At 70.9% G+C, this 24,697-nt stretch carries 19 protein-coding genes; 16 read left to right on the forward strand and 3 right to left on the reverse strand.

The window, feature by feature from the left end:
- Nucleotides 1–12: 12 nt before the first annotated feature.
- Nucleotides 13–420 (reverse strand): hypothetical protein, encoded by a 408-nt coding sequence (locus ACWD26_RS01815; RefSeq protein WP_451265098.1) that lies wholly within the window; start codon nt 418–420, stop codon nt 13–15.
- A 353-nt stretch (nt 421–773) separates the two neighbouring features.
- Here ACWD26_RS01815 and ACWD26_RS01820 point away from each other — a divergent pair, with 353 nt between their 5' ends.
- The 15 genes from ACWD26_RS01820 to ACWD26_RS01890 all read left to right on the forward strand — a co-directional run bounded on the left by ACWD26_RS01820 (nt 774) and on the right by ACWD26_RS01890 (nt 21,400).
- Complete coding sequence (locus ACWD26_RS01820) at nt 774–2,369, forward strand: sigma-70 family RNA polymerase sigma factor (RefSeq protein WP_451265100.1); 1,596 nt, start codon at nt 774–776, stop codon at nt 2,367–2,369.
- A 196-nt stretch (nt 2,370–2,565) separates the two neighbouring features.
- Nucleotides 2,566–4,881, forward strand: coding sequence for a family 43 glycosylhydrolase (locus ACWD26_RS01825; protein ID WP_451265279.1), 2,316 nt, complete (start codon nt 2,566–2,568; stop codon nt 4,879–4,881).
- Nucleotides 4,882–5,245: 364 nt separating this feature from the next.
- Nucleotides 5,246–5,929, forward strand: a complete 684-nt coding sequence (locus ACWD26_RS01830; RefSeq protein ID WP_451265102.1) for a TetR/AcrR family transcriptional regulator — start codon at nt 5,246–5,248, stop codon at nt 5,927–5,929.
- A gap of 262 nt (nt 5,930–6,191) precedes the next feature.
- Nucleotides 6,192–7,772, forward strand: a complete 1,581-nt coding sequence (locus ACWD26_RS01835) for an ABC transporter substrate-binding protein (protein ID WP_451265104.1) — start codon at nt 6,192–6,194, stop codon at nt 7,770–7,772.
- A gap of 121 nt (nt 7,773–7,893) precedes the next feature.
- On the forward strand, nt 7,894–9,321 hold the full coding sequence (locus ACWD26_RS01840; RefSeq protein ID WP_451265106.1) for an amidase: 1,428 nt from the start codon (nt 7,894–7,896) through the stop codon (nt 9,319–9,321).
- The gene (locus ACWD26_RS01845; protein WP_451265107.1) at nt 9,318–10,349 is read left to right on the forward strand and encodes an ABC transporter permease; all 1,032 of its coding nucleotides are present in this window, start codon (nt 9,318–9,320) and stop codon (nt 10,347–10,349) included. Before ACWD26_RS01840 ends, ACWD26_RS01845 begins: the two co-directional genes overlap by 4 nt.
- Nucleotides 10,339–12,186: a dipeptide/oligopeptide/nickel ABC transporter permease/ATP-binding protein gene (locus ACWD26_RS01850; protein ID WP_451265109.1), complete on the forward strand. Its 1,848-nt coding sequence runs from the start codon at nt 10,339–10,341 to the stop codon at nt 12,184–12,186. Before ACWD26_RS01845 ends, ACWD26_RS01850 begins: the two co-directional genes overlap by 11 nt.
- Nucleotides 12,186–13,016, forward strand: coding sequence for an ATP-binding cassette domain-containing protein (locus ACWD26_RS01855; RefSeq protein ID WP_451265111.1), 831 nt, complete (start codon nt 12,186–12,188; stop codon nt 13,014–13,016). The genes ACWD26_RS01850 and ACWD26_RS01855 overlap by 1 nt, the downstream gene beginning before the upstream one ends.
- Nucleotides 13,017–13,174: 158 nt before the next feature.
- Nucleotides 13,175–13,879 carry an urease subunit gamma gene (gene ureA, locus ACWD26_RS01860; protein WP_451265113.1) on the forward strand — a complete coding sequence of 235 codons (705 nt, stop codon included), beginning with the start codon at nt 13,175–13,177 and terminating at the stop codon, nt 13,877–13,879.
- Nucleotides 13,876–15,585 (forward strand): urease subunit alpha, encoded by a 1,710-nt coding sequence (locus tag ACWD26_RS01865; protein ID WP_451265115.1) that lies wholly within the window; start codon nt 13,876–13,878, stop codon nt 15,583–15,585. The genes ureA and ACWD26_RS01865 overlap by 4 nt, the downstream gene beginning before the upstream one ends.
- A gap of 25 nt (nt 15,586–15,610) precedes the next feature.
- Entirely contained in the window at nt 15,611–16,660 is a 1,050-nt protein-coding gene (locus ACWD26_RS01870; protein ID WP_451265117.1) for an agmatine deiminase family protein, read from the forward strand.
- A 9-nt stretch (nt 16,661–16,669) separates the two neighbouring features.
- A complete protein-coding gene (locus tag ACWD26_RS01875; RefSeq protein ID WP_451265119.1) occupies nt 16,670–17,161 on the forward strand; it encodes a hypothetical protein in 492 nt (163 codons plus the stop codon).
- Between the two features lie 53 nt (nt 17,162–17,214).
- On the forward strand, nt 17,215–17,760 hold the full coding sequence (locus ACWD26_RS01880) for a TetR/AcrR family transcriptional regulator (RefSeq protein WP_451265281.1): 546 nt from the start codon (nt 17,215–17,217) through the stop codon (nt 17,758–17,760).
- A gap of 158 nt (nt 17,761–17,918) precedes the next feature.
- A complete protein-coding gene (locus ACWD26_RS01885; protein ID WP_451265121.1) occupies nt 17,919–18,359 on the forward strand; it encodes an Lrp/AsnC family transcriptional regulator in 441 nt (146 codons plus the stop codon).
- Between the two features lie 62 nt (nt 18,360–18,421).
- On the forward strand, nt 18,422–21,400 hold the full coding sequence (locus tag ACWD26_RS01890) for an aminotransferase (RefSeq protein ID WP_451265123.1): 2,979 nt from the start codon (nt 18,422–18,424) through the stop codon (nt 21,398–21,400).
- Nucleotides 21,401–21,491: 91 nt separating this feature from the next.
- On the opposite strand, the gene ACWD26_RS01895 is transcribed toward ACWD26_RS01890, so the two are convergent.
- A complete protein-coding gene (locus ACWD26_RS01895; protein WP_451265125.1) occupies nt 21,492–22,859 on the reverse strand; it encodes a pyridoxal phosphate-dependent decarboxylase family protein in 1,368 nt (455 codons plus the stop codon).
- Between the two features lie 74 nt (nt 22,860–22,933).
- On the opposite strand from ACWD26_RS01895, the gene ACWD26_RS01900 reads away from it, so the two are divergent.
- Nucleotides 22,934–23,455 carry an Lrp/AsnC family transcriptional regulator gene (locus ACWD26_RS01900; protein WP_451265283.1) on the forward strand — a complete coding sequence of 174 codons (522 nt, stop codon included), beginning with the start codon at nt 22,934–22,936 and terminating at the stop codon, nt 23,453–23,455.
- A 377-nt stretch (nt 23,456–23,832) separates the two neighbouring features.
- Here the strand turns inward: ACWD26_RS01900 and ACWD26_RS01905 are convergent, their stop codons facing one another.
- Nucleotides 23,833–24,537: a hypothetical protein gene (locus ACWD26_RS01905; RefSeq protein ID WP_451265127.1), complete on the reverse strand. Its 705-nt coding sequence runs from the start codon at nt 24,535–24,537 to the stop codon at nt 23,833–23,835.
- Nucleotides 24,538–24,697: the final 160 nt, after the last annotated feature.

The following is a 24,697-nucleotide window of genomic DNA, read 5'->3' on the forward strand; positions in this document are numbered from 1 at the left end:
GTCCTGTCTCTGTTACGGGTGCCGGGACGGGGTGGGAGCGGGGTGGCGGACGAGTGACCACGGGAAGCCGGCGGCTGTGACGCTGGTGCGTCGTCCGAACAGGGCCAGGTCCGCGGTCGAGGCACCGACGGCGTTGACGCTCCTGCCGTTGTGACGGGCTCTGAGCCGGTGACAGCCGTCGGTCGCGACGCACGCGAACTGCTGGTCGTGCCGAAGGGGCCGGGGTACCAGGCCGGCGCCCGTGCCATGGACAGAACTGCCCAGCGGGGTCGGGAACCTCGTGATGACCGCCTGCGTGACGGGGCCGGCCGCCCCCGTCCCGGCCGCCGCGCCCTCGGCGAGGACGTCGAGCGCCGTCGCGGCGGCGAAACGCCGCGGGACGATCTGTTCCGTGTCGACGGAGGCGGGAGCAACGCTCATGACAGAGACATCCTTGTTTCACGTCGTGGAGCGGAAGCGGGGCGAGCCAAAGCTGTCCGGCGAGCCACCCTTCTGTTCGACATGCCGGACAACGTTCGTGAATTCGGCCAAAAGTTAGAGCTGGGTAAAAGCGAGTGTCAAGAGGGGCGAAGGCAGCAAAAAGCAGCGTTGCTCCGTCCGTTCGGTGCGGGCCGTACGTACAGGAGACGCACCGGCGCGTCGCGCATAACGGAAAACAGGCAACGGACGAAGACGTGGGGCGGCACCGGAGAAGCGACCCACGCACATCCTTCGGATTCGTTCCTGGCACACTGTCGCCCTCGACACATCGGCAGGACGACGGGACGGGTGGGGTGCGCTCGCGGAACAGACAGGAACGGCCGGACGTCGCCGTCGTCGAGGCGGCGCGGGCCGGGGACCCGCAGGCCTCGGAACAGCTGATACGGGACTGCCTGCCGTTGGTCTACAACATCGTCGGGCGGGCGCTGGACGGGCACAGCGACGTCGACGACGTGGTCCAGGAGACGATGATGCGGGTCCTGGACGGGTTGCCAGGACTGGAGCAACCGGATCGGTTCCGGTCCTGGCTCGTCGCCATCACCGTGCGACAGATCCGTGACCGGTGGCGTACCGGGCGCACCTGGCTCACCGCGGAACCCCTGGAGGGGAACGCCCAGCACACAGAACCGCAGGGCGACTTCGCCGACCTGGCGATCCTGCGGCTCACGCTGTCGGGCCAGCGGCGTGAAGCGGTGGAGGCGACCCGCTGGCTGGAGGACGAGGAACGCGAGGTACTCGCGCTGTGGTGGATGGAGAGCGCCGGTGAACTGACCCGCGCCGAGCTCTCGGCGGCCTGCGACCTCACACCGCAGCACGCGGCGGTCCGAATCCAGCGGGTCAAGGAGCGGCTGGAGACGGCGCGCACCGTCGTACGAGCCGTGACGGCCTCGCCGCGCTGCCCGATCCTGGCCACCGCGCTCGCCTCGTGGGACGGGCGGCCGTCCGGACTGTGGCGCAAGCGGCTGGCACGCCATGTCCGCGACTGTCCGCAGTGCCTGATGAACTCGTCCGACCTGATACCGGCGGAGGGGCTGCTGGCCGGCCTCGCGCTGGTGCCGGTGCCGGTCGGCCTGGCCGGTCTGGTACTTGCCAGGGTGCTGGGGGAGGGCTCGGCCGGGGCGACCGTCAGCGCGAGCGCGGGCGCGGGCGCGCGTACGGCGAGTGGTGCGAGCCGTACGGCGCGGACGATCGGGAGGCTGGCAGCCAAGCCCACGGCGGCGGCAGCCGCGGGTGCCGTCACGCTGGCGGCTGCCGGAGTGGCCTGGTACGCCGCCACGGGACAGCACGAGCGGGCCGCGCGGCCCGCCGTCGCTGTCCCGCTGTCGCCCACCGCCTCGTCCGAGTCGCCGCCCCCGAGAGCGTCCGCCTCACCGAAGCCGAAGCCGACGCCGACACCGAAAGCGACACCGGCACCCACATCGACGCCGGCAGCATCCCCGGCGACGACGGCCGAAGGGCGGATTTCGGGGCGGCATGCCCTACGCTCGGTCGACAGTCCCGGCGACTACGTGAGCCAGTCCGACTCACTCGGCATCCTGGGTCCGGTCAACGCCAACAGCTCCGCGGCCGCCCGGCGGGCGGCTACCTTCACCTTCGTCACCGGCCTGGCCGACCCCCGCTGTTACTCCCTCAAGGACGCCACGGGCAGGTACCTGCGGCATTACGCCTTCCGCGTCCGGCTGGACACCGACGACGGGTCCGCCATCTTCCGGAAGGACGCCACCTTCTGCCCCCGTTCCGGTTCCACGGCCGGTTCGGTCTCCCTGGAGTCGTACAACTACCCCGGCCGTTACCTCCGCCACCGGGACAACCTCCAGCTGTGGCTCGACCCTTCGGGGAGCACGGCCCGGGCCAGCCGCTCCTTCGTCCTCGTGGCGCCCTGGACCTGACGCTGAACGGACTTGCCCCGAAGGAAGCCGTTCGGCATATCGGACATTGTTCGTAAAGTATTGACGCTGACTCACGGCTCACTTCACACTCACGCAGCGCGATGTCATACGGGCGGCCACGTCAGCACCTCGGTCGAGGTCTCGGGGCCCCCTCCTCAGGCATGTCTTCATCACGGGATGTGAACCCATGCACAGCGTGAGACCGGTAAGCCGCCGAAGATTCCGGCCGGGCACCGTCGCCGCCGTGGTCGCCGCCACGCTCCTGGCGGGCGTCGCCGGCCCGGTGGCCCCCGCCGAGGCGGCGGAGATCACCGACGGTCTGGCCGTCTGGTACAAACTCGACGCCGCCTCGGGCACCGTGGCGGTGGACTCCTCGGGCAACGGCCGCAACGGAACCGTCAACGGCACCGCGGGCTGGTCGGGCACAGGGGAGGGGCTGACGTTCAACGGCTCCGACACCTACATCAAGGTGCCGGACAACATCATGAGCGGCATGAACTCCATCACCGTCTCGATGGATGTGCAGATCGACGCCGCCCAGGCCACGCCGTACTTCCTCTACGGCTTCGGCAACACCAGCAGTGGCGCCGGCAACGGGTACCTGTTCACCACCGGCAACACCTTCCGGACCGCCATCGCCTCCGGCAACTCCTCCACCGAGCAGAACACCCGGACCTCCGCCGCGCTGCCGCGCTCGGTCTGGAAGCACGTGACCTACACGCAGACCGGCACCACGGGCGTCCTCTACCAGGACGGCGTGGAGGTGGCCCGCAACTCGTCGGTCACCCTCACCCCCGGTTCCATCGGATCGGGCATCACCACGGCCAACCACATCGGCAAGTCGCTCTACAGCGCCGACAAGCTCTTCAAGGGCAAGATGCGTGACTTCCGGGTCTACAACCGCGCGCTCTCGCCCGGCGAGGTCCTCGACATCAGTGGGAACACCACAGGCATCACCGCGGTCACCCACCCCTCGCTGAAGATCGCCGCCGTCATCGACGACGCCAACAGCAGGATCACGCTGCCGATGAAGGAGGGCACGGACCTCACCGCGCTCGCCCCGCAGTTCACCCTCGCCGAGGATGCCTCCATCAGCCCGGCTGCCGGCACCCCGCGCGACTTCACCAGGCCCGTGACGTACGAGGTGACCGGCTCCGACGGCGCCAAGCGCACCTGGACGGTCGAGGCGCAGGTCATGAGGAGCCCGGTCCTGCCGGGGCTCACCGCCGACCCGAACATCGTCCGGTTCGGCGACACCTACTACATCTATCCGACCACCGACGGCTTCGCGAACTGGAGCGGTACGCAGTTCAAGGCGTACTCGTCCAAGGATCTGGTCCACTGGACGGACCACGGCGTCATCCTGGATCTCGGTCCCGACATCAGCTGGACCAACAGCCGGGCCTGGGCACCGACGATGACCGCGAAGAACGGGAAGTACTACTTCTACTACTCCGCCGACACGAACATCGGCGTCGCGGTCTCCGACTCGCCCACCGGCCCGTTCAAGGACCCCCTGGGCAAGCCGCTGATCGCCCGCGGCGCCCACTCCGGCCAGATGATCGACCCGGCCGTCTTCACCGACGACGACGGCCAGTCCTACCTCTACTGGGGCAACGGCCAGGCGTACGTCGTCCCGCTCAACGACGACATGGTCTCCTTCGACGCCGCCAAGATCACGAACATCACCCCCAGCGGCTTCCGAGAGGGCGCCTTCGTCATCAAGCGCCAGGGCACCTACTACTTCATGTGGTCGGAGAACGACACGCGTGACGAGAACTACCGGGTCGCCTACGCCACCGGCTCCTCGCCCACCGGTCCCTGGACCAAGCGGGGCGTGATCCTGGAGAAGGACCTCTCGCTCGGCATCAAGGGCCCCGGCCACCACTCCGTGGTGCAGGTTCCGGGCACCGACGACTGGTACATCGTCTACCACCGCTTCGCCATCCCCGGCGGCGACGGCACTCACCGCGAAACCACCATCGACACCATGGAGTTCGACGCCGACGGCCTGATCAAGAAGGTCGTCCCCACGCTCAGCAGCATCGACCCGGTCTCCGGCGGCACCGCCCTGCCGACGAACACCACCCGCTCGCTCCAGTCGGTCAACTTCCCCGGCCGCTACGCCGTTGTGCGGTCGGACGGCCTCGGCCACCTCGACCCGGTGACGTCCTCCAGCACCGCGGCGGTCAAGCAGGGTGCCACCTTCACCGTCGTCCCCGGCCTGGCCGACGGCAGTTGCTACTCGTTCCGTGACGCGTCCGGCCGCTACCTGCGCCACAAGGATCTCCGCATCCGCGCCGACGCGAGCAACGGCACGACACTCTTCAACAAGGACGCCACCTACTGCGCCCGGCCGGGTTCCGTCACCGGCTCGATCGGTCTGGAGTCGTACAACTACCCCGGCCGCTACCTCCGTCACTACAACTACGAGCTGCGCCTCGACACCTTCCAGGACAACGCCACCTTCCGCGCCGACAGTTCCTTCAAGGCGGTCGGCCCCTGGGCCTGATCGCGTTCCCCGCACGGCAAGGACACCACGAGCGTCGGCCGCAACCTGCTCCGAAGGTTGCGGCCGACGTGCCTTCTGGCAGGACCTGGCAGGGCGCCGGCGGGAGTCGAACACGGCGTACCGCGGGCGCGGGTGCCCCATGCACCCGGGCTCTGCCGTGTGGGTCCCGTGCCCGGACCCTTGATCCATGGGGCGGCTTCCGGGCCGGGCCGCGCCCGCGCCGGGCAGGCGGGCACGGCCACCCCGGCGACGGGCCCAGGACGATCAGCTCGGCTCAGTCGCTTAGGCTGGTTTCCCCGTCGCCGACAAGGAGGCGAAGGCTGCGGCGGCGTGTGCTCGCCGTCCGTCCGAGGGAGGCGTTCGCGTGGCAGTTGCCGGAGGCCGGTCGACGAAGCGGCTCCAGCGGGGAACTCTCTCGCAGGGGCTCATCGTGGGGGCCGCGCTGCGAATCCTCGACGAGGACGGGCCGGACGCGCTGACCTTCCAGCGACTCGGCAAGGAACTGTCCTCCTCCGCGACCGCGGTCTACCGGCACTTCGCGAGTCGCGACCACATCATGGTCGCCGTGGCGGAGGAGCTCGACAGGATCTCCCTCGAGGGGTACGAGCCGCACGAGTCGTGGACCGAGTCGCTGCGGGACCTGGCGATCCGTGCCTGGAACACCGCTTTGGACCACCCGGCGGCCGCCGCGCACTGCATGGGGAGAGTCACCCGGGGCGTTCACGAGTTGCGCGCCGTCGACGCCGTCCTGGAAGCGTTCCACCGCGGCGGCTGGCGCGGCCGGGAGGCCGTCCTGCACTACCAGGCGTACGCGAACTTCATCCTTGCCATGGCGAGCAACAACGCCTGGCGGCTCGTCAACCAGCGGTTCGGCGCCGAGGTGAACTGGGTGCAGGAGTACCAGCCGGCGGATCCTGACGCGTACCCCTACGCCGAGGCGGCGAAGGAGCACCTGCGCAGCATCGACATGACCGACGTCTTCCACCGGCAGACGGACATCCTCCTCGCGGCCCTCGAGGCGGAGGCGGCGACGCTCCCGCGCGACTGACACGCGTCAGTCTGCGCGGCCGCCGCCCAGCAGCGTTCTCGCGGCCGAAATCGGCGGCAGGGTGGCGCGCGCAAAGATAGTTAACGCTATTGACTACGCCGTTCACTTGGCGGCATCCTCTCCACACCCAGTGCTCCACGGCTCGCTGCCAAGCGGCGTCCACCGAGCGCCGCGCGCACCGCCTCCACCCCGAACCGCTCGCGCTCGTCCCGCCCGGTCCCGCGCGACCCGCACAGAGCGCGACATCCCTCCAGGAGCACCCATGCGCCAGACCCGTACCCGCGCGGTCCCTGTCACCGCGGCCGTCGCCGTGACGGCCGTACTCGCCGGCTGTACCACCACGGGATCGACGTCCGGAGACCCGGCCGGCGGCGATGCCGCCTCGGCGACGAAGATCCGGACGACGATCGACGTGCCGGCGAGTTTCGACCCGGCCAAGGCGCTGTCCCTGCCGGACTACCAGCTGGCCCGGAACAGTTACGACACCCTCGTGCGCAAGGACGACGGCGGGCTCGTCGGCGGGCTCGCCACCAAGTGGACGAACACGCCGACCTCGGCCACGTTCACCCTGCGCACCGACGCGACCTGCGCCGACGGGACGCCGATCACGCCGAAGGTCGTCAAGGCGTCCCTCGACCGCTACATCGACCCAAAAACAGCGGCGCCCGATCTCCCCACGGTCTTCGGCCCCGGCAACACGGTGAAAGTGACCGCCGACGACGCGGCGCGGACAGTGAGGATCACGCTCGCCAGGCCGTGGGGCGACATGGTCACCGGCCTGTCGGTCGCGAGCACGGGCATCGTCTGCCCTGCGGGACTCAAGGACCTCAAGGCCCTTGCCGCCGGCAAGGCCAAGGGCTCCCAGTCCGGCCCGTACCTTCTTCAGAAGTCCCAGTCCGGCGTCTCGTACTCGTACACCCTTCGCCCGGAGTACAAGGCGTGGCCGGCCTGGCGTACGAAGATTTCCGGCAAGGTCGCCGCGACGATGGAGTACCTGGTCTCGCCCGACCCGACCGCGACAGGCAACCTCGTGACGAGCGGCCAGCTCGACATCGGCAAGATCGACGCCTCCGGCATCCCGCGCTTCGACGGCGTGGCCGGCCACAGCGTGAGCATCAGCCGGTTCTCCGACTTCTACCTGCTCTTCAACGAACGACCCGGCACGGTCTTCGCGGACGTCGCCACCCGCCGGGCGGTCGCCCAGGCCGTCGACCGCGCCGCCTTCACCAAGGTCGTCTCGAAGGACACGGGTGAGCCGTCGACGATGTTCGTGCAGAAGGGCGTCCCCTGCAACGATCCTGGCTCCTCCTTCCTCGTACCGAAGGACAAGGCCGCGGCGGCCGCCGTGCTCAAGGGCAAGAAGATCCGCCTCGTCGGCCCGCAGGTCGTCGGGCCCGCCGGCGCCGGTAACCAGTACATCCAGGAGGCGCTGCGGGCCGCCGGCGCGGACGTCACCCTCGCCAACGTCGACGTCGGGGCCTGGGTCGGGACCGTGTTCGGCAAGCCCGACGCCTGGGACCTCGCGGTCTTCGCCGACCTCAACTTCCTCGGCAGCCTCGCCAACCCGCTCGCCCACTTCGTGGGCCCGACCGTCCCCGAAGGCGGCGGCAACCTCGGCGCGGTGAAGAACCCCGCGCTGGACAAGGCCTTCGCCCAGGGCGCCGAGGCGACGACCGACAAGGCCCGTTGCGCCGCCTACCAGAAGGCCGCCAAGGCCCTGATCTCGCAGGTGGACGCGGTGCCGCTGGTCAACGACCCGTTCATCTACGCGCTGCGCAAGGGATTCAGCGCACAGATGCTCGGCGGCTCGCTCGACGACCCCATCCTGCGCGTCACCGGCTGACGGACACCGCCGCGCACGGCGGGGACCACGCGGCCGGACGCACCGTCCGGCACCGGGAATCCCCGCGCCGTTCCGGAGCCCCGCACCGAGACCCTCGCACCTTTCCGACAGGAGTCCCCTGGTGATCGACCCCTTCAGTACCGCTCAGCAGATCGCCGACCTCGTGCGCACGAAAGAGGTCAGCCCGGTGGAGGTGGCCGAGACCTACCTCGACCGCATCGAGCGGATCAACCCCGCCGTCAACGCCGTCGTCTGGCTCGACGCCGACGCCGTGCGCGCGGCGGCCGTACGGGCCGAGCGGGCGGTGCTGCGCGGCGACCGGCTCGGCCCGCTGCACGGCGTCCCCGTCCCCATCAAGGACCTCAGCTCCGTCGCGGGGCAACCCAACACGATGTCCTCGCTGGCGATCCGGGACACCCCGCAGACGGTCACGGACCCCGACGTCCAGCTCCTCCTCGACGCCGGCGCGATCCCCCTCGGCCGGACGAACTCGCCGGAGTTCGGCGCCCTGACCGTCTCCGAGAACGCCCGGCACGGCAAGACGCGCAACCCGTGGAACCCGGCGCACACCTCCGGCGGGTCGAGCGGCGGCGCGTCGGCGGCCGTCGCGGCCGGGCTCGCCCCGGTGGCGCACGCCGGCGACGGCGGCGGATCGATCCGGGTCCCGGCGTCCGTCACCGGCCTCGTGGGCCTCAAGCCGAGCCGGGGACGCGTGCCCGCGTTCGTCCGGGGCTGGGAACACTCGACGACCGAAGGCGCGATCACCCGCACCGTGCGCGACACGGCCCTCATGCTCGACGTCATGGGCCGTGCCGACCGGCTCGCCTGGTACAGCGCGCCCGACCCGGCCCGCCCGTACATCGAGGAGGTCGGCGCCGATCCCGGACGGCTGAGGATCGGCCTGCTCCTCGACGCGCCGACCGGGCTGCCGGTCGACGAGGAGTGCCGCACGGCGGCGCTGACGGCCGCGCAGGCACTGCGCGACCTGGGACACGACGTCGTCGAGGCCCGTCCGAGGATGTTCTCGTACGAGGCGATCATGGGCTTCACCTGGACGATCATCAGTGCCTCCACCTACGCCATCGAGGTCGACGATCCCGACGCGGTGGACCCCTACATCCGGCGCCGCCGGGAGACCGCCCTCGAGGTCAGCGCGGGTGACTACGCCCGGACGGCGGCGCGCCTGCAGGCCGAGTCACGCGACGTGGTCGCCCAGTGGGGGAGGGACTTCGACGTCCTCCTCACCCCGACCACGGCGGTCGTGGCGCCGCCGGTCGGCCCCGTGTACGACGAGGCGAACTCCGACCCGGACGGCCCGCGCGCCACCGAGACCCGGATGGTCTCGTTCACCGCGTTCGTCAACATCGCCGGGCTGCCCGCCATCTCGCTGCCCGTCCACACGACCTCGGACGGACTGCCGGTCGGCGCGCAACTCATCGGCGCGCCCTACGACGAGGCGACGCTGCTGCGCCTGTCCGCCCAGCTCGAACCGCGGTTCCGCTGGCACGAGCGGCACCCGGACGACGCGGCACTCGCGGGGGCGCTGTGAGCGCCGGGTCCGCGGTCCCGACCGGGCCGCTGCCGGCCGCACCCGTCAAAAGCGTTCCCCGGCTGCGGCTGGGCGGTGGCTGGGCCGGGTTCGCCGCCCGCCGGGCGGGCGGGCTGCTGATGTCCATGCTGCTGCTCGTCGTCGTGACGTTCCTCATCGTGCCCCTGCTGCCCGGGGACCCGGCCCGCGCGATCGCCGGCACCAACTCGTCCCCGGCCACGCTCGCGGCGATACGCGAACGGCTGGGCCTCGACGAGCCGTTGGCCACGCGGTTCGTCCACTACCTCGGCGACATCGCGTCCGGACGGCTCGGCACCTCGTTCCGGTTCGACACCCCGGTCGCGGACATCGTCGCGACGCGGTTGCCGTACACCGTCCAGCTCGTCATCCCGGCCGTCCTGCTCTCCCTGCTCATCGCCGTCCCGCTGGGCATGACGGTCGGTGTCCTCACCCGTGACGGACGCCGCCGCCGACTCGGCGTCGGCTTCGGCACGGTCGCCGGGCTCCTCGCGTCGGCGCCGGTCTACGTCGTCGCGACCCTCCTCATCGTCCTTTTCTCGATCAGCCTCGGGCTGCTGCCGTCCGGCGGCGCCACGACACCGAGCGCGCTCGTCCTGCCGATCGCCGCGCTCTGCATCGGCCCGGCCTTCGCCATCGCCCGGGTCGTCCGGCAGGAGACGGCCTCCGTGCTCGCCCAGGACTACATGAGGACCGCCCGCGGCCGCCGCCTGGGATCCGTGCGCCTCCATCTCCGTCACGCGCTGCCCAACCTGGTGACGAGCGTCCTCACCCTGAGCGGTCTCGTCCTCACGTCCCTGCTCGGCGGGACGATCATCCTGGAGAACGTCTTCACCTATCCCGGGCTCGGCACCGAGGTCGTCCAGGCGATCGTCTACAAGGACTATCCGGTGATCCAGGGCATCATCCTCGTCGTCGGCCTGCTCGCCCTGCTCGTCAACCTCCTCGTCGACGTCGTCCTCGGGATCGTCGACCCCCGCACTCTTGAGGGAGGTCGTCGTGGCCACTGACGCGACCGTGCGCCCATGGCGCCGCAACCTGTCGCTGCTGTCCGGCGGCGTGATCCTCGGACTGCTCCTCGTCGTGGCCCTCGTGGCCCCGCCGCTGCTGAGCGGTTCCGCCGAGACCCTCACCGACGACGCCCGGCTGGGGCCCGGTGCCGAGCATCTCCTCGGCACCGACGCCTTCGGCCGTGACGTCCTCGCCCGGGCGCTCGTCGCGACCCGGCTCACCCTGCTCATGGCCGCCGCCGCCACCGCCGCCTCGTTCGTCGTCGGCGTCGCGATCGGCGCGCTGGTCCACCTGGCCCCCGGGTGGCTGCGCGAGACCTGTCTGCGGCTCATCGACTCGGCGGTGGCCTTCCCCTCGCTCGTCCTCGCCCTCGTCATCGCGGCGGTGCTCGGACCGGGCACGGTGTCCGCGATCGTCGCGATCGCCGTCGCCGGTGTCCCCGGGTTCGCGCGGCTGACGGCGAATCTCGCCGCGACCGTCGCGGACAAGGACTACGTCCTCACCGCGCGCCTGCTCGGCGTCCCCGGCCCGCGCATCCTGGGCCGGCACGTCCTGCCCAACATCAGCGGGCCGCTGCTGGTGCTCCTCAGTTCGAGCTTCACCCTGTCCCTGCTCGACATCAGCAGCCTGTCCTTCGTCGGCCTCGGTGTGCAGAACCCGCAGTACGACTGGGGCAGGCTGCTCAACGAGGCCCTGCCGTCGATCTTCGCCCAGCCCTCGCTCGTCCTCGCCCCGTCGATCATGCTCATCGTCACCGGTGTGGGCGCCATGCTCCTCGGAGACGGCGTGGCCTCACTCGTCGACCCGCGAACCCGCGGCACAGCGCCCGCACCGGCCAAGACGGCGGACGCGGCGGGACCGGCCGCCCCGGCACAGGCCGGCGTGGCACAGGCGCTCCAGGCGTCGGGCGGTGCGGGGGCAGCGGCCGGCACGGAGCCGGACGGCCTGCTGACCGTCGCCGGGCTGACCGTGCGGGCCGGCGACCGGACACTCGTCGACGACGTGTCGTTCACCATCGGGGCCGGCCAGATCGTCGGCCTCGTCGGAGAGTCGGGCTCGGGCAAGTCCACCATCGCCATGGCGGTCGCGGGCCTGCTCCCCGAGGGTGTGCGGGCGAACGCCTCGTGCCTCGCCCTCGGCGACCTCGACCTGCTCGGAACACCGCCGGAGCGACGTCTCGCGACCGAGATCGGCATCGTCTACCAGGACCCGATCGGCACGTTCAACCCCGCGCTGAGGCTCGGCACCCAGCTCACCGAGGTGGCCAGGGTGCATCTGGGGACGCCCCGGCGTCAGGCCGCGCGGGACATGGTCCGCGCCCTGGCCGACATCCACGTCACCGAGCCGGAGCGGCGACTGCGCCAGCACCCGCACGAGCTGAGCGGCGGCATGCTCCAGCGCGCCTCGATCGCCTCCGCGATGACGACGAACCCGCGGCTGCTCATCGCCGACGAACCGACGACGGCCCTCGACGTCACCGTCCAGGCGGAGGTGCTGCGGCAGTTCCGGCGCATCAACCGCGAGCACGGCACGGCGATGTTGTTCATCTCGCACGACATCGGCGTGGTCGGCGTGCTCTGTGACACCGTCCTGGTGCTCCACGGCGGCCGGGTCGTCGACCGGACGACGGGCGGTGACCTGCGCCGGGGCACGGTCACCCACCCGTACACCCGCGCGTTGCTCGCGGCGACGCCCGCCGCGGTCGAGGCCGGTGGAACCCTCAGCGCGGTCCGGTGGACGGCCGACGCGCACGCGGCGCAGCCGAGCGGGGCACCATCGGACGACCTTTCTGACAAAGCCGCGGACCGCCCCCCGGCCGCGGAAGGGAGCCGCTGATGTCCGCCACCGCCACCGCCACCGCACTGGACCCGCAGGCGGCCACCCCGCTGCTGCGCGTGGAGGATCTCACCGTCGAGCTCGGCCACGGCGTCGCGGCCCGCAGGGTGCTCAAGGGAGTCTCGTTCGACATCCCCCGGGGCAGCACCCTCGCACTCGTCGGTGAGTCCGGGTCGGGCAAGACGACGCTCGCGCGGACCCTCGTCGGCGTCCACAGACCGTCGAGCGGCCGGATCCTCGTGGACGGCGCCCCGCTGCACACCTCGCGCGGACGGGCGGGAGCCGCGACGGTCCAGATGATTCCGCAGGACCCGTACTCCTCGTTCGACCCGCGGCGCACCGTCGCGCAGTCGCTCGCCGAGGCACTCGATCCGATCCGAGCCAGGGTCAGACCGGCCCGGGCCCGGATCGCCGAGCTGCTCAGCAAGGTGAGCCTCGACCCGGACAGCATGGACCGCTACCCGCACGAGTTCTCCGGCGGCCAACGGCAGCGGCTGGCGATCGCACGGGCCCTCGCACCGGGTCCCCGGTTCGTGATCGCCGACGAGATCACCTCGGCCCTCGACCTGACGACCCAGGCCGAGATCCTCAACCTGCTCGCCGATCTGCGCCGCCGGCTCTCGCTGACGATGCTGTTCATCTCGCACGACCTGGCCGTCGTCCGGCACGTCAGCGACACGGTCGCGGTCCTGCTGCACGGGGACCTCGTCGAACTCGGCCCGACCGGAGCCACCTTCGCCGAACCGAACCACCCGTACACCGCCCAACTCCTCGCGTCCGTCCCGGGCGACCCGAGGTTCCGCCTCGACGACGAGCCCGCCATGACGTGAATCGACCGGACGCGGTGCGGCGTCCGGCTGAGGCGTCCCGAACATTAGAGCGGCGTGCAATGCGGGGGATCGTCTTGGCGGGGCCAGCACTTCAACTCCAGGCCTTCCACGCTTAGAGTGATGCTCTAACGTAAGGTAAGCGAAGAGGTGTCCGCGGCATGAGACTGACTCCCACGGAGCGTGACCGGCTGCTGCTGTTCGGAGCCGCCGAGCTGGCCCGCGCCCGCCGCGCCCGCGGTCTGCGGCTCAACGTGCCGGAGGCGACCGCGCTGATCGCGGACACCGTCTGCGAGGCCGCCCGCGACGGTGCCCGGCTCGCGGAGGCCGTCGAGCGCGCCAGATCCGTGCTCGGCCCGGACGACGTGCTGCCGGGGGTCGCGGACGTCGTCACCGAGGTGCATGTCGAGGCGGTCTTCGACGACGGTTCGCGGCTCGCGGTCGTGAGCGACCCGATCGGCGGGAGTCTCGGTGAGCGGGCTCCGGGCGCGCTGCTGCCGGGTCCCGAGCACGCCGAGCCCGAGGCGGCCGTCCGGCTGACGGTCACCAACACCGCCACCGTGCCGGTCTCCGTCACCTCCCACTTCCACTTCTTCGAGGCCAACCCGCGGCTCGACTTCGCACGGGAGAGGGCCTACGGGATGCGGCTCGCCGTACCCGCCGGGTCGTCCGTGCGGTTCGGGCCGGGGGAGAGCCTCGAGGTCGGGCTGGTGCCCATCGGGGGCGACCGGATCGCCATCGGGTTCGCCGGTCTGGTCGACGGGGCACTGGACGCGCCCGGCGCCCGCGCGGAGGCACTGCGCCGCGCCGCCGCCTGCGGCTACCTCGGCGTACCGGAAACGCCTGATCAGGAGGTCGAGCGATGAGCCGCCCAGGAGGCCACCCCGCTGAGGCCCGCCGCCTCAGCCCGTACGAGTACGCCGCCACCCACGGCCCGCGCGCGGGCGACCGGATCCGGCTGGGCGACTCCGGCCTGACGATCCGCGTCGAGTCCGACTCCCAGCGCTACGGCGACGAGTTCCTCGCCGGCTTCGGCAAGACCGCCCGGGACGGACTGCACCTCAAGGCGGCCGCCGTCCGGGAGACCTGTGACGTGGTCATCAGCAACGTCGTCGTGATCGACGCGGCGCTGGGGATCCGCAAGGTCTCCCTCGGCATCAGGGAAGGCCGGATCTGCTCGGTCGGGCGGGCCGGGAACCCGGACACCCTCGACGGGGTGGACGTCGTCGTGGGCACCGGCACCTCGATCGTGTCCGGCGAGGGGCTCATCGCGACCGCCGGAGCCGTCGACACCCACGTCCACCTGCTGTCGCCGCGGATCATGGAGGCCTCGCTCGCCTCCGGGGTGACGACGATCATCGGGCAGGAGTTCGGGCCCGTGTGGGGCGTCGGGGTCAACTCGCCGTGGGCGCTGCGGCACGCGTTCAACGCCTTCGACGCCTGGCCGGTCAACGTCGGCTTCCTCGGGCGGGGTTCGTCCTCGCATGAAGCGCCCCTGATCGAGGCCCTCGCCGAGGGCGGCGCGTCCGGCTTCAAGGTGCACGAGGACATGGGCGCCCACACGCGCGCCCTGGACACCGCTCTGCGTGTCGCCGAGGAACACGACGTCCAAGTGGCCCTGCACAGCGACGGGTTGAACGAATGCCTGTCGGTCGAGGACACCCTGCGCGTGCTGGAGGGCCGGACCATCCACGCCTTCCACATCGAGGGCTGCGGCGGCGGACACGTCCCGAACGTGCTGAAGATGGCCGGCGTCCCGAACGTCATCGGCTCCTCCACCAACCCCACCCTCCCGTTCGGCCGGGACGCCGTCGCCGAGCACTACGACATGATCGTCTCCGCCCATGGCCTCAAGACCGACCTGCCCGGCGACGCCGCCATGGCCCGCGACCGCATCCGCGCCGGGACCATGGGCGCCGAGGACGTGCTGCACGACCTGGGCACGATCGGCATCACGTCGTCGGACGCGCAGGGGATGGGGCGGGCCGGCGAGACCGTCCGCCGTACGTTCGCGATGGCCGGGAAAATGAAGGCCCAGTTCGGCGCACCCGACGACCACGACAACGAACGCGTCCTGCGCTACATGGCCAAGCTGACGATCAACCCGGCCATCGCGCACGGCCTCGCCCACGAGGTGGGGTCGATCGAGGTCGGCAAGCTCGCCGACATCGTGCTGTGGCGGCCGGAGTACTTCGGCGCCAAGCCGCAGCTGGTGCTCAAGGCCGGCTTCCCGGCGTACGGCGTGGTCGGCGACCCCAATGCCGCGACCGACACCTGCGAACCCCTCGTCCTGGGCCCGCAGTTCGGGGCCCACGGCGCCGCGCCCGCAGACATCTCGGTCGCCTTCGTCGGCCGGGCCGCCGTCGACCAGGGCAACGACTCGATGCCGACCCGGCGCCGCAGGGTCGCCGTACGGGGCACGCGCGGTATCGGGCCGGCCGACCTGCGCCTCAACTCCCGTACCGGAGCCGTCGATGTGGACCAGCACACGGGGCTGGTCACGCTCGACGGAGAGCCGCTGCGCTCCGAACCGGCCGAGTCCGTCTCCCTCAACCGCCTGTATTTCCTTTAGATGTCACAGCCTGTGAGGATCACTCATGTCTGCTGCCGCCGACGGCTTCCGCATGCCCGCCGAGTGGACCCCGCACGAGCGCACCTGGATGGCGTGGCCGGGCCCGAACCCGACCTTCGACGACCCCGAGGACCTCGCCGCCGCGCGCATCGCCTGGGCCTCGGTCGCCCGCGAGGTACGCCGCTTCGAGCCGGTGACGGTGGTGTGCGGCCCCGGACAGTCGCCCGGGGCGCGCGCGCTGCTCGGGCACGGCATCGACACGGTCGAGCGGGTCCTCGACGACGCCTGGATGCGCGACATCGGGCCCACGTTCCTCACCAGCGGCGCCGGTGAACTCGCCGCCGTGGACTGGACGTTCAACGGCTGGGGTGCCCAGCACTGGGCGCGCTGGGAGCACGACGCGAAGATCGCCGGGTACGTCTCCGACCTCGCGGGCTCGGCGAAGACGTACACCTCGGAACTCGTCAACGAAGGCGGTGCCATCCACGTCGACGGCGAGGGCACGGTCCTGCTGACGGAGACGGTCCAGCTCGGGCCGGAACGCAACCCGCACTGGACCCGCGAGCAGGTGGAGGCCGAGATCCACGCCCACCTCGGCACCCGCAAGGCGATCTGGCTGCCGCGCGGCCTCACCGGCGACTACCCCCCGCACGGCTTCGGCACCCTCGGCCATGTGGACATCGTCGCCGCGTTCGCCCGTCCCGGTGTGGTCGTGGCCCATGTGCAGCCGGACCCGGCCCACCCCGACCACGAGGTGACGCAGGAGGTCGTCGGCCTGCTGAAGGCGCAGACCGACGCGCGGGGCCGCCGCCTGGAGGTCGTCGAGGTGCCCGCCCCGACCGTCCTGGAGGCCGACGGCCACTGGGCCGACTACTCCTACATCAACCACTATCTCTGCAACGGCGGCGTCGTCCTGTGCGGCTTCGACGACCCCCGGGACGAGATCGCGGCCGGCATCTTCCGCCGGCTGTTCCCGCGGCGGACGGTGACACTGGTGGACGCGCGGACGATCTTCGCGGGCGGCGGCGGCATCCATTGCATCACTCAGCAGCAGCCGAGGGCCGTGGTCAGGTAGAACGTACGGGTGAACGTACTGCTCTGCGCCACCTGCGGCACACGGCTGACCGAGCCGGTCCGGCAGCTCGACGAGATGCCCGAGTACCCCGGCTGGGACGGCCTCCCGGGCCCGGACGGCCGACGGCACGGGCCGCCGAGCGTTCCGCGCGGGACGTACGTCGTCGACCCGCTGCCGTTCGGGGCGCCGTTCGTGCCGGTCGGTCCCGACGAGGAGTACGACGGGATCGTGCCCGGCGGCATGTGGATGTCCGACGAGCGGGGCTTCCTGGTCTCCGCCGGGCCGCGCGGCAGCTACGTCCTGCACCCGGACGACGTCGTGGACATCGCCCCGCATCCCGACGCGTACCGCCTCATCGGCTGCTGCGGGCCGGACGGCCGGTCCGGGGTCAACCACCTCTGCGTGTGCGGGGCCGAGGTCGCGATCGTCGCCGCCGGCTGCACGAGCGGCTACGAGACCCGGCTCGTCCCGGACACCGTACGGGTGGAGGCCGCCGAGTGAGCACCCGCCGCCGCACCCCCGCCCCGCCCCGCGACGACGTCCTCGCCGCCGCCATGCAGATGATCGCCGAGCGCGGTCTGGAGAAGCTCACCATGGCGGCGCTCGGCCGGGAGGTCGGGATGAGCAGCGGCCATCTCCTCTACTACTTCCACTCCAAGGACGAACTGCTGCTCCAGGTCCTGGAGTGGAGCGAGGGCCGGCTCGGCGCCGAGCGCGGCCGGCTGCTGACCCGCACCACGTCCGCCCGTGAGCGGCTTGACGCGTACGTCGACCTGTACGTCCCCGACGGCCACCGGGACCCGCACTGGACGCTGTGGCTGGAGGTCTGGAACCGCTCGCAGAACGCCGACGACGCGGCCCGCGACCGCCAGGCCGCGATCGAGGGCGCCTGGCACCGCGACCTGGTGGCACTCCTGGCGGAGGGGGTGTCGAGGGGCGAGTTCCGGCAGGTCGACCCGGACCGTTTCGCCGCCCGGCTGCGGGCGCTGCTCGACGGGTTCTCCATCCATGTGGCGATCGGGCTGCGGGGCACGGACCGCGCGCAAGTCATGTGCCACGTGAGGGAGTTCCTGGACGACAGCCTCCTCGCGGACTCCTGAGTCCACGTCAGGGCCCGAGGCCTTGGGCCGCCGGGTCTTCACCCGCCCACGTGATTCGCTCGATTCCATCGTCCTCACACTTGAATCGAGCACATGGATCCGGCACTGTGCTTGAAACAAGCGCAATGCCTGCCGTTCACGCAGGAGAGAGGTGCTGCATGGACGACATCGACCGCGCCATTCTGCGGGAGCTGCAGGTCGACGGCCGGATCCCTTACGCCGATCTGGGTCCGAAGGTGGGGTTGTCACCCTCGGCCGCGAGGCTCCGGCTGCAGCGGCTGATCGACACCAAGGCGGTCCAGGTCGTCGGAGTGACCGACCCGATGACCATGGGCCGGCAGACGATGGCACTCCTGGGCCTGCGCATCGACGGCGATCCCCGGGCGGTCGCCGATGAACTGTCCCGGCACGACGAAGTCGTCTACACGGTCCTGACGGCCGGCGGCTTCGACCTGTTCGCGGAGGTGGTGTGCCCTCAGCCTCGGGATCTTCTGGACTTCATCAACGACGTCGTGTGGCCCGTCGAGGGTGTCGCATCCGTGGAGAACTTCCCCTACTTCGCGATTCACACGCACCGCTTCCTGTGGCACGTCGACTGAGGCATCCGAGCGTCCGAGCCCTGTTTGCCCGCACCAGTCGAGGAACCAGCCGAGGAACCCGCATGCTGTCCGACGAGTACCGCACGATCGACTTCTTCACCGAGGACGCCCTTCCCGCACCCCGCATGGCGCCGGCCGAGGCTGAGCTCATCGCCGCCGAACACCTCGGCATCACTGCTCGCGCGCAGGCGCTGGGCAGCCAGCAGGACGCCAACTTCCTGCTGCACGCCGACGACGGGACGCCCGTGGCGATTCTGAAGATCGCCAATCACGCCTTCGGTACGGTGGAGATCGAAGCCCAGGACGCGGCAGCCGACCTGATCGCCTCGGCCCGCCCGGAACTGCGCATCGCCACGGTCCTGCGCCGCCCTGACGGCTCCCCGCGGCGCACGACGGTGGACACCGAGAACGGGCCGGCCGTCGCGCGCCTGCTGCGTTACCTGCCCGGCGGCACGCTCTCGGGACCACGGCACCTTTCCCCCGGCAGTGTGACGGGCATGGGCACGATCGCCGGAAAGGTCAGCACCGCCCTGCGTGACTTCCGGCACCCGGGCCTCGACCGCGTGCTCCAGTGGGACCCGCGGCACGCCGATCGCGTCGTCGCCAAGCTCGCCGGGCACATCGACGAACCCGACCGGCGCACCGCCGTCCGGACCGCGACCGCCGAGGCCTGGGCACATGTCCAGGAGCTCGCCGCCGCGCTGCCGATGCAGGCCGTGCACCTGGACCTCACCGACGACAATCTGATCCGCTGTCCCGACAGCCGTCCGCCCCTGCCGGACGGGGTCATCGACTTCGGTGACGTGACCACGAGCTGGGCGGTCGGCGAACTCGCCGTGTCACTGTCCTCGATGCTCCACCACGACGGTGTCGAGCCCCACCACGTGCTGCCGGCCGTCCGCGCCTTCCACGCCGTTCGGCCGCTCTCCCCCGAGGAAGCCGAGGCGGTGTGGCCGCTCGTGGTCCTGCGCGCCGCCGTCCTGGTGGCCAGCGGGCGGCACCAGGCCGCCGTCGACGAGGACAACGTCTACGCCACCTCCGCGCTCGACCGCGAATGGCGCATATTCGAACAGGCCACCCGGCTGCCCCTGGCGGTGATGATCCGCCTCATCAGGGACGCGACCGGCATGGCCGACGTGCCTGCCCGGACCGCCCGGACCGCGCGGGCCGGTGCGCCGGTGCGCCCTCTCCTGCGGGACCTCGTCGCCGACGACATCACCCTTCTCGACCTGTCCACCGACGCCGATTCCATGGACCACGGAGCCTGGATGGACGCCGGCACCGAGGCCCGGCTGGTGGCCTCCGCGCTCGCGGACGGAGCGGCCGCCGTCGCCACCCGGTACGCACAGGCGCGCCTCACCCGGACACCGGCGCTGTCGGCGGTGTCCACCGCCACGGTGCCCACCGGAATCGACCTCTGGCTCGGCCGGGACGTCGTGGTGCAAGTGCCAGCCGCGGGGAAAGTCCTCGCTGCGGCGCCGGGTCACGTGGAACTCACCTACGGCGCGCAGACGCTGTCGCTGTCCTTTCCTCGCGCGGTCCAGCCCGTGGTCACCACCGGTGCGACGGTGCAGGCGGGCGAGGACATCACCCACCTCAGTTCCGGTGCCTCGGTCCACGTCGCGCTGCGCGACGCCGACGGCCCCGCCGCCCCGCGCCTGGTCCGTCCCGAGTACGCTGCCGGCTGGCTCGCGCTCACCGCCGACCCCGCCCCGCTCCTCGGCTTCCCGGCCGACTCCGACCGTACGCGCGCGAGAGACCTGCTCGACCGGCGTGCCGCCGCGTTCGCCACCGTACAGGAGCACTACTACACCAACCCACCGCGCTTCGAACGTGGTTGGCGCCACCATCTGCTGTCCACCGACGGCCGGTCGTACCTCGACATCGTCAACAACGTGACCCCACTCGGCCACGCCCATCCCCGCGTCGAGCAGGCGGTCTCCCGGCAGTTGCGGCGGCTCAACACCAACTCGCGCTTCCACTACGCCTCCGTGGTCGAGTTCACCGAGCGCCTCGCGACCCTCCTCCCCGACCCTCTGGACACGGTGTTCCTCGTCAACTCCGGTTCGGAAGCGGTGGATCTGGGCCTTCGCCTGGCCATCGGGGCCTCCGGCCGGCCCGACGTCGTCGCGCTGCGCGAGGCGTACCACGGCTGGACGTACGCCTCCGACGCGGTCTCCACCTCGCTCCAGGACAACCCGAACGCGCTGGCCACCCGCCCGAGCTGGGTGCACACCGTGGACTCGCCCAACTCCTACCGCGGCCGCCACCGCGGGTCGGATGCCGTGCGCTACGCACCCGAGGCCGTCGCGGTGATCGACGAACTGGCCGCTGCCTGCCGCCCGGCGGGAGCGTTCATCGGCGAGACCTTCTACGGCAACGCCGGAGGAGTCGCCCTACCCGACGGCTATCTCGCCCAGGTCTACGCGGCGGTACGACGTCACGGCGGCCTGGCCGTCGCCGACGAGGTCCAGGTCGGATACGGCCGACTGGGACACTGGTTCTGGGGCTTCGAGCAGCAGCAGGTCGTCCCCGACATCGTCTGTGTCGCCAAGGCCATGGGCAACGGACACCCCCTCGGCGCCGTCATCACGTCCAAGGCGGTCGCGAACCGGTACCGCGACCAGGGCTACTTCTTCTCCTCCACCGGCGGCAGCCCCGTCTCCAGCATCGTGGGCCTCACCGTCCTGGACGCCCTGCGCGACGAAGACCTCCAGGGCAACGCGGTGCGCGTCGGCGGTCATCTGAGAAGCCGGCTCGAGGCACTGGCCGACGGCTACGGCATCATCGGCGCCGTCCACGGTTCGGGCCTCTATCTCGGCCTCGAACTCGTCCGGGACCGCGCAGGGCTGGAACCCGCCACAGAAGAGACCGCCGAACTCTGCGACCGCATGCTCGACCTCGGCGTGATCGTCCAGCCCACCGGGGACCACCTCAACATCCTCAAGATCAAGCCACCGCTGTGCATCGACACCACCGCGGCCGACTTCTTCGCCGACATGCTCGACCTGGCCCTCGCCCAACTCGGCCACTCCCGCTGACGCCGCACATCCGAAGGGCCCGGGGCCCGGCGGCGGGTACGGCATCCGTCCGAGCCGCTGAACGCCCAGGTCCCGGCCCGCCGATGACGCACTAGCGGAGCGTACGGAGCGTGTCGATGATGTCGCCGGCGCAGGTGTCCGGGTTGACGAAGGCCATGCGTAGCACCGTCGCGCCGTTCCACTGGGTCGGCACGCACAGCATGGCGCCCGTTTCGGCGGCACGGGCGGACCATGACGCGTAGTCCTGCGGGCCCCAGCCAGGGCGTTCGAAGAGGACGACGGACAGCTCGGGCTCGATCGTCAGGCGTAGATGGTCACTGGCGCGTATGGCGTCGGCGACCAGCCGGCTGGTGGTCAGTGTCTGTTCCACGGCACGCGAGTACCGCTCGGTTCCGTGGACGGCCAGGCTGAACCAGAGCGGCAGACCGCGCGCGCGGCGGCTGAGGTGGAGGGCCAGGTCCGCCGGATTGTGGACGTCGCGGTCGATGGCGTCGAGATAGTGCGCCGACTGACTGTGCGCGGCGCGTGCCGCCGCGGGGTCCCGGTAGAGCAGTGCACAGCAGTCGTAGGGGGCGAAGAGCCATTTGTGAGGATCGACGATGAAGCTGTCGGCGCGTTCGATGCCGGAGTAGAGGTGCCGCACACTGGGTGCCGCCAGGCCCGCTCCGCCGTACGCACCGTCGATGTGCAGCCACACCTGGTGGCGTTCGCACGCGTCGGCGATGTCATCGAGGTCGTCGATCAGGCCGGCATTGGTGGTCCCGGCGGTCGCCACCACGGCGAACACGCCGGTCGTGGAGTCCAGGACCGCGTTCACGGCGGCCCCGGTGAGGTGTCCTCGCTCGTCCACGGGTGCGGTGACGACCGCGATGTCCATCACCTGTGCCGCGGACCTGATCGAGGAGTGGGCGCTGTCGGCACACACGATTTTCCAGCCGTCCGCCGGCCGGGTCCGGGATGCGGCGGCAGCGGCGCGGGCCGTGATGAGAGCCGAGAGGTTGCCCATGGTGCCGCCGCTGACGAAGCATCCCGCTGCGGTGCCGGGCCATCCGAGCAGCAGGGTGAGCCAGGCCAGCGCCTCGTTCTCGGCGTGGATGGCGCCGGCTCCCGCCTCCCAGGTGCCCGCGAAGATGTTCGCCGCGCCGGTGACCGCGTCGAAGGCGAGTGCGGCACGGGTGGGGGCCGCGGGGATGTACGCGATGTTCGTCGAGCCGTTCTGGGCGCGGGTGGCAGGTGCCAGGACTCGGTCGAAGAGTTTGAGGGCCGCGGCGCCGCCGATTCCCCAGGGGGTGATGGCCGTACCGGCCGCGAGGGCGAGATCGGCGGCGGGGCGGGCGCCGGTCACCGGATCCGGAGCCTGCGTGATGCGTCGCCGCGCGTAGTCGAGGGCGGCCGCCACGATCTCGTCCTCGTCACCCCATACCCGGCGGTCGTCGCGGGGGGTCCTGTTCGCTGACATGTTGTCGCATTGCGCTTTTTGCATGGCGAGAACTTAGAAAGGCGCATCGTAATGCGCAATATATTGCAGAAATGATGAGCAGAATGCTCAATGTGGGGCGCCTGGGCTATGTCATACTGGGCATCATGCGAAACGTCGACGGCCTCGACGCCCGGATCCTCCTGGCGCTCGACGCGGACCCACGGGCCACGACGGTTGCCCTGGCCGACCGACTTGGTCTGGCCCGCAACACCGTGCAGGCGCGTCTGAAGCGACTTGAAGAAAGCGGTCAGCTGAGGGAGCACAGTCGGCGCGTGGCACCCGAGGCTCTCGGCTATCCGCTGCTTGCCCTCATCACGATGTCGATCAGCCAGCGCGTAGGGCGGCCCACCCGCGAGGCGATCCTGCGCATTCCCGAGGTGGTCGAGTTGCTCGTCACCACCGGCGACGGTGACCTGCTCGCCCGCGTTGTCGCCCGGGACACCGAAGACCTGCACCGCATCACGAACCTGTTGCTGGAAGCGCCTGGGGTTGTCCGGTCCAACACCACCATCGTCCTGCTCGAGGTACAGCCCTTCAGCGTCCGGTCCCTGCTGGAGCGACACGCCGGCCCCTGAGGCGGAGCGGGTGACCCGAGCTGCGAAACGGTCGGCTTTCCGCCGTGACCCGAACTGGGTGCCGGTGAAACGGCCCAGTCCGTGGACCGGGTGCAAGCGCACGGAACCGGGTCACTCGTCAGTGGGGCACTGCCAGGACACCACCGCTGCGCGTGCGGTAGGTGAGAGGCTTGGTGCCCGTTCGTGCGACCGCGCACGCTCTACTGCCCGAGGTCGACCACCGAGTGCGCGCCGAAGCCGCCCGCCAGTTCCAAGGATCATGAACCTGTGCTCGGCGGATTGGCGTCAGTGGTCCCGGCGGTCGCCACCACGGCGAACACGCCGGGTCGCGGAGTCCAGGACCGCGTTCACGGCGGCCCCGGTGAGGTGTCCCCGCCTCAGGAAGTGCCGTCCACGGGTACGGGTTCGGTGAACTGGTCGAACAGCATGACCGCAACCCTGGTGACAAGGGACCAGTTCTCGTCCCCGTGCGGGTCCGCCAGGTCCCCGTAGCCGGCGATCCACCGCATGTGGAAGCCGTCCAGCAGGGACGCGATGCTGGTGGCGAGGTGATCGACCTGGTAGGGCGCACGCATGCGCAGTCCGTAGGTGTCGAGCAGGGCCTGGTACGCCTCGCAGGCCACCTTCGTGAACGATTCGCCGTAGTGCCCGAGAGCCTCACGCACACGGGGGTTCGCGGCGCTGGCGTAGAAACCGAGCATCACCCGGTAGATCGGGTCCACCCGGTGGTTCCTGTGGTTGTCGGTCAGTACGTCGTTGAGGGCTTCCTGCCAGGTGATGCCCTTCTCAACGGCTTCCTGGAAGCGCCGGATGCTGTCGGGCAGGCCGGGTACCAGTTCCGCCTGTCGTGAGGTGAGGTGGAACAGCAGCTCGGCCTGGAAGTCGGCCTGAGCCGGCCAGATCTGGTAGATCGATCCCGTGGTGACCGCCGGTGCCGCCTTGTCGCCCAGCCGGTCCCGGATGATGCGGGTGGCCTCCTCCGTCACCTGCTTGACCCGCACGTGGGCCAGTGCGGCGGAGACCGCGGCCTCGCTGGTGTCGGCGGTTCCCGCACAGACGAGTTTGGTCGCCGCTTCCAGCATGAGGGCCCGGGTCTCCTCGAGTGAGCGCCGAGGCAGTCTGCGCCTTCCGGACGGTGCCGTCACACCCTCCCCCTTCCCCGCGTGATCGTTAAATCGAAGTGAACCGAGGCGTTGACAGGGGGTAAGCGTACACCTAGATTCCCGGTTCGTAAGAAAGTTA

Source organism: Streptomyces sp. NPDC002787, assembly GCF_053592095.1.

What these genes read in the sequence shown, in the direction of transcription:
- ACWD26_RS01885 (WP_451265121.1), top strand. Translation starts at nt 17,919, where the DNA reads ATGGACGACATCGACCGCGCCATTCTGCGGGAGCTGCAGGTCGACGGC.
- ACWD26_RS01890 (WP_451265123.1), top strand. Translation starts at nt 18,422, where the DNA reads ATGCTGTCCGACGAGTACCGCACGATCGACTTCTTCACCGAGGACGCC.
- ACWD26_RS01855 (WP_451265111.1), top strand. Translation starts at nt 12,186, where the DNA reads ATGTCCGCCACCGCCACCGCCACCGCACTGGACCCGCAGGCGGCCACC.
- ACWD26_RS01865 (WP_451265115.1), top strand. Translation starts at nt 13,876, where the DNA reads ATGAGCCGCCCAGGAGGCCACCCCGCTGAGGCCCGCCGCCTCAGCCCG.
- ACWD26_RS01870 (WP_451265117.1), top strand. Translation starts at nt 15,611, where the DNA reads ATGTCTGCTGCCGCCGACGGCTTCCGCATGCCCGCCGAGTGGACCCCG.
- ACWD26_RS01880 (WP_451265281.1), top strand. Translation starts at nt 17,215, where the DNA reads ATGCAGATGATCGCCGAGCGCGGTCTGGAGAAGCTCACCATGGCGGCG.
- ACWD26_RS01905 (WP_451265127.1), bottom strand. Translation starts at nt 24,537, where the DNA reads ATGCTGGAAGCGGCGACCAAACTCGTCTGTGCGGGAACCGCCGACACC.
- ureA (WP_451265113.1), top strand. Translation starts at nt 13,175, where the DNA reads ATGAGACTGACTCCCACGGAGCGTGACCGGCTGCTGCTGTTCGGAGCC.
- ACWD26_RS01815 (WP_451265098.1), bottom strand. Translation starts at nt 420, where the DNA reads ATGAGCGTTGCTCCCGCCTCCGTCGACACGGAACAGATCGTCCCGCGG.
- ACWD26_RS01900 (WP_451265283.1), top strand. Translation starts at nt 22,934, where the DNA reads ATGAGCAGAATGCTCAATGTGGGGCGCCTGGGCTATGTCATACTGGGC.
- ACWD26_RS01895 (WP_451265125.1), bottom strand. Translation starts at nt 22,859, where the DNA reads ATGTCAGCGAACAGGACCCCCCGCGACGACCGCCGGGTATGGGGTGAC.
- ACWD26_RS01835 (WP_451265104.1), top strand. Translation starts at nt 6,192, where the DNA reads ATGCGCCAGACCCGTACCCGCGCGGTCCCTGTCACCGCGGCCGTCGCC.